At 66.2% G+C, this 5,354-nt stretch carries 2 protein-coding genes and 1 pseudogene; 1 reads left to right on the forward strand and 2 read right to left on the reverse strand.

Translation table 11 applies throughout. The annotated features are described in order from the left end of the window. Positions 1–136: pseudogene (locus tag I6F38_RS42850) on the forward strand (IS110 family transposase); the annotation flags it as partial. A 153-nt stretch (positions 137–289) separates the two neighbouring features. On the opposite strand, the gene I6F38_RS42855 reads toward I6F38_RS42850, so the two are convergent. After that, entirely contained in the window at positions 290–3,727 is a 3,438-nt protein-coding gene (locus I6F38_RS42855) for an error-prone DNA polymerase (protein ID WP_225164635.1), read from the reverse strand. Beyond that, positions 3,724–5,214 carry a DNA polymerase Y family protein gene (locus tag I6F38_RS42860; protein ID WP_225164636.1) on the reverse strand — a complete coding sequence of 497 codons (1,491 nt, stop codon included), beginning with the start codon at positions 5,212–5,214 and terminating at the stop codon, positions 3,724–3,726. Before I6F38_RS42860 ends, I6F38_RS42855 begins: the two co-directional genes overlap by 4 nt. Between the last annotated feature and the right edge of the window lie 140 nt (positions 5,215–5,354).

Raw genomic sequence — 5,354 nt, forward strand, 5'->3', positions numbered from 1 at the left:
GCAGCTCAAGGTCTTCTACCGACGCCTGGTGACCGCTGGAAAGCCCAAGATGGTCGCCCTCATCGCCGTTGCACGCAAAGTCCTCACAACCCTCAACGCCATGCTCAGGGACCAAAAACCATGGCAACCCGCTTGACGAAGAACACAGTCGCTGAGGTGCGAGCGAAGCGAGCCTCGAAGGATGCAAGGCCCCGCTGGCAGTCGCGCGGAGAAAGCCGGGCCGTCGCCCTTCGAGACGACCGCTCCGCGGCCTCCTCAGGGTGACGGTGAGAGAGCCGTCGCACGCGGTTCAATGGAAATCGCGGGACGGCGGCAGGATGCGGACGTTGCGCGGGTGGCGGAGCTTTTGCGGCGAGTTGTCGCCGTGATCGCGGCGGTCGTCGTTGAGCGGCTCGATCAGCGCGGGGCCCGCCGGCACCGGATGCTTGCGGCTCAAGGATTCATTGGCGAGGCCGATCAGATCGTGGGAGCGATCGGTCATGCGCTGCGCCACCAGATGCGTCACGCCCTCCGGGCTGCTCTGGATATAGCCCTCGACCAGGATCAGGCGCGCGCCCATCACCTCTTTCCGGTACTGCTCCATCACCTTCGGCCACACCACGATGTTGGCGATGCCGGTCTCGTCCTCCAGCGTCATGAACACGACGCCCTTGGCGCTGCCCGGCCGCTGCCGCACCAGCACGACGCCGGCACAGCGGACGCGGCGGCGGTCGTTGCTCTGGTTGATGGTGTGACAGGCGACGACGCGCTCCTTCGTGAAGGTGTCGCGCAAAAACTCCATCGGATGGCCCTTCAGCGACAAGCGGATGGTCTGATAGTCGGCGACCACCTGCTCCGGACGCGGCATCTCCGGCAGCGGCTTGGCGCCCTCATCCGGCTGCTCGCGCGCGGTGGCGGCCTCGAACAGCGGCAGCGGCACGTCGTCGGGCAACCGCCGCACCGCCCACAGCGCCTCGCGGCGGTCGAGCCCGAGCGAGCGGAACGCATCGGCGTCGGCGAGCAGGATCAGCGCGCGCTTGGGCAGGCCGGTGTCGCGCGCGAAATCTTCCAGCGAAGTGAAGGGCCGCCGATCGCGCGCGGCGACGATGCGGTCGGCCCAGTCTGTCTCAACACCGTCATTCCGGGGATCGCGAAGCGAGAACCCGGAATCTCGAGATTCCGGGTCTGGTGCTAGCGCACCATTCCGGAATGACAGTTGAAGCTGTTTCAGCCTCTCCTCGTCCTCATCCAGCCAATGAAACCCGTCGATCTGGCGAAAGCCGAGCCGCACCGCGCAATGATCGCCGACCTCCTCCTCGAGCGTGTTCTGCGCAAAGCTATGGGAGACATCGACCTCGCGCACCGTGACGCCGTTCTTGCGGGCGTCGCCGACGATCTGGGCCGGTGCATAGAAGCCCATCGGCTGCGAGTTGAGCAGGCCGCAGCAGAACGCATCGGGATGATGGTGCTTCAGCCATGAGGAGATGTAGACGAGCTGCGCAAAACTCGCGGCGTGGCTTTCCGGGAAGCCGTAGGAGCCGAAACCCTTGATCTGGTCGAAGCAGCTGCGGGCGAAATCCGGATCGTAGCCGCGCGCCACCATGTTGCCGACCAGCTTCTCCTCGTAGCTGCCGATCGTGCCGAGATTGCGGAAGGTCGCCATCGAGCGGCGCAGGCCGTTGGCTTCCTCCGACGTGAAATGGGCCGCCTCGATCGCGATCCGCATCGCCTGCTCCTGGAACAGCGGCACGCCGAGCGTCTTGTACAGGACGTTGTAGAGCTCGTCCTTGTCGCCGTGGTCGGGCGCCGGCGATGGATAGCTCACCTTTTCCTGGCCGTTCCGCCGCCGCAGATAAGGATGCACCATGTCGCCCTGAATCGGCCCGGGGCGCACGATCGCGACCTCGATGACGAGATCGTAGAAGGTCTGCGGCCTCAACCGCGGCAGCATGTTCATCTGGGCGCGGCTCTCGACCTGGAACACGCCGAGCGATTCACCGCGGCACAGCATGTCGTAAACTTTCTTGTCGTCCTGCGGGACCGAAGCTAGCTCCCAGTGCTCGCCCTTGTGGTCGGCGATCAGGTCAAAACATTTGCGGATGCAGGTCAGCATGCCCAGCGCCAGCACGTCGACCTTCATCATGCTAAGGGCGTCGACGTCGTCCTTGTCCCATTCGATGAAGGTGCGGTCGTCCATCGCGGCGTTGCCGATCGGCACATAGGTGTCGAGCCGGTCCTGGGTCAGCACATAGCCGCCGACATGCTGCGAGAGATGGCGCGGAAACTCGATCAGCTCGGTGGCGAGCTCGACCGCGAGGTTGATCATCGCATTTTTGGGATCGAGCCCGGCCTGGCGCACCTGCATGTCGTTGAGGCCCTTGCCCCAGCTGCCCCACACGGTGTCGGCGAGCGCCGCGGTGACATCCTCGGTCAGCCCGAGCGCCTTGCCGACATCGCGGATCGCGCTGCGCGGGCGATAATGGATCACGGTGGCGATGATCGCGGCACGGTGGCGACCGTAGCGGCGGTAGACATATTGCATCACCTCCTCGCGCCGCGAATGCTCGAAATCGACGTCGATGTCGGGCGGCTCCAGCCGCTCCTTGGAGATGAAACGCTCGAACAACAGATCGACCTTGGTCGGATCGACCGAGGTGACGCCGAGCACGAAGCAGACCGCGGAATTGGCCGCCGAGCCGCGCCCCTGGCACAGGATGTTCTGGCTGCGCGCATAGTGCACGATGTCGTGCACGGTGAGGAAGTAATGCGCGTATTTCAGCTCGGCGATCAGCGCGAGCTCCTTGTTCAGGGTGGTGCGAAGCTTTTCGTCGATCTCGCCGCCGAAATATTTGTCGACACCGGCCCAGGTCAGATCTTCCAGATGCTGCTGCGCGGTCTTGCCCGGCGGCACCGGCTCGTCGGGATACTGATATTTGAGCTGGTCGAGCGAGAAAGAGATGCGCGCAGCAAAGCGCATGGTTTCCGCGATCGCGTCCGGCAGATCGCGGAACAGCCTGATCATTTCATGCGCCGGCTTGAGATGCCGCTCGGCATTGGCCTCGAGCCTGCGGCCGACCGCCTCGATCGTGGTCTTTTCGCGGATGCAGGTCAGCACGTCCTGCAGCGGGCGGCGCGCCGGATGGTGATAGAGCACCTCGTTGGTGGCGAGCAGCGGCACACCGGCGTCAGTGGCGAGGCCATGCAGCCGCGCGAGGCGGCGCCTGTCGTCGCCGCGATAGAGCAGGCTTGCGGCGAGCCAGACGCCGTCGGCGGCGCTTGCCTTCAGCTTTGCAAGCAGATCGAGCGTGCCTGCCTCATCAAAGCGATGCGGCAGCGCCAGCACCAGGAGCTGACCCTCGACGAAGTCGAGGAGGTCGGCGAGCTTCAGATGGCACTCGCCTTTCTCGATCCGCACGATGTCGTCGCCGCGCTTGCCGCGGGTCAGGAGCTGGCACAGCCGGCCATAGGCGGCGCGATCGCGCGGATAGACCAGGATGTCGGGCGTAGAGTCGATGAAGACGATGCGGGCGCCGATCAAGAGCTTTGGCGGATGGGCGACCTTCTCGCTGTCGAGCTCCTTCCAGGCGCGCACCACGCCGGCCAGCGTGTTGTGATCGGCGAGCCCGATCACGGGAATCCCGAGTTCGCTCGCCTGATGCACATAGGCGCGCGGATCGGAACCGCCGCGCAGGAAGGAGAAATTGCTGGTGATGCCGATCTCGGCATAGTCGGGTGGCGGTGTGCTCATGCGAACAGCCCATGCACATACCAGTTGGCCGGAACGGACTTGCCCTCCTCGTCCCGCAGCTCGCTCTCGTAGAGGCCGTCGCGAAAGATCCAGAAGCGCTGGCCCTCGGCGTCCTCGACGCGGAAATAATCGCGCGTCAGCGACGCGCCGTCCTGCTTCCACCATTCCATCGCGATGCGCTCGGGACCCTCGACCCGCACCACGTCGTGCTGCGCGCGCCGCCAGGTGAATTGATGCGGCGGACCGTCGGGCACGGTCGCGAACGGCACCTTGATCGGTTCGGGCCGCTCGAACAGCCTGAGCGGACGCAGCGGCGGTTCGCCGGCGACGCGCTCCGGCCAGGCGGCGGCGCTGGCCGCGGCCAGATGATGCTGCGCCGGCAGCGCGAGCGCCGATCGTTCGGGGATGTGGCTTTCCAGCGGCAGATGCACGACGACGCGTTTTCCGCCGATGCGGGCGGCGATGCGATCGATCAGCGCCGAGAGCTCGTCATTGTCGTGTATGGTGGCGTCGAGATCGCGCTGCTGCTGCACCACGATCTCGGTGCGGCCGGCAGCGAGGCGAATAAGATCGAAGCCGAAGCCGGGATCGAGCGGATCGTTCAGCGCATCGAGCCGCTCGCGGAACAGGCGGTCGATCATCTCGGGCCGCGTCACCGGACGCCCGGTCTCGACCATGATCGCGCGCACCGCGCCGTCAGTGCGGAAGAAGCTCGCCTCCAGCTGCCGGGCGCCCTTGCCCTGCTTGTCCATCGCCGCAACCAGCATCTTGGCGAGGCTTGAGAGCGTCAGCGCGATCACGGTGTCGGTCGCGATCGGCTCGGGGAAACGCTTCTCGACGATGTAATCGGGCAGCGGCTTGCGCGGGCTGATCGGGGCATCGCCCTGCCCGAGCGCGTGGCTGAGCAAGGTGGTGAAGGCCGCACCGAACCGCGCCGAGATTTCATGCGGCGCGCGCGAGGCGACATCGCCGATGGTCTTCAAGCCGGCGCGGCGCAGGCCGGTGGTGACAGCGGCATCGGCACCGAGCGCCGACACCGGCAGCGGGCCGACCGCCGCCGCTTCCTCGCCATCGGCGACAATCTTGCCCGAGGCGGTGCGCGTCAGCGTACGCGCCGCGATCGAGGTGCCGGCAATCGCCGCGCTGACGGCAAAGCCTCGCCGGCTCAGCGCCCCCGTCACGGTCTGCAGCAGCGCGCGCTCGCCGCCGAACAGATGCGCGCAGCCGGTGATGTCGAGAAACAGCCCGTACGGCAGATCGAGCGCGACCAGCGGCGTGAAGCGGTCGCACCAGTCGGCGATGTCGTTCAGCGTCTTCAGATCGGCGGCGGGATCGGCATCATAGACCGTGAGCTCCGGACAGATCGCCCGCGCATTGGCGAGCGGCAGCCCGATCGACAGCCCGGCGCGCACCGCGGCCTCGTCGATCGCGTGCAGCAGGATCGCGTTGTGGTCTTTTGCGACGACGACGCTGGGGAGTTCTTGCACCGTTGTCGTTTGTGAAAAAAGTCGATGGTCTTTCTTCGCCTCTCCCGCTTGCGGGGGAGGCCGGATCGCATCGTGAGATGCGATCCGGGTGGGGGCTCTCTCCTCAGCGGGACTCGTGGCGAGACCCCCACCCCAGCCCG

This window comes from Bradyrhizobium sp. BRP56 (assembly GCF_020194035.1).
Classification (GTDB): domain Bacteria; phylum Pseudomonadota; class Alphaproteobacteria; order Rhizobiales; family Xanthobacteraceae; genus Bradyrhizobium; species Bradyrhizobium australafricanum.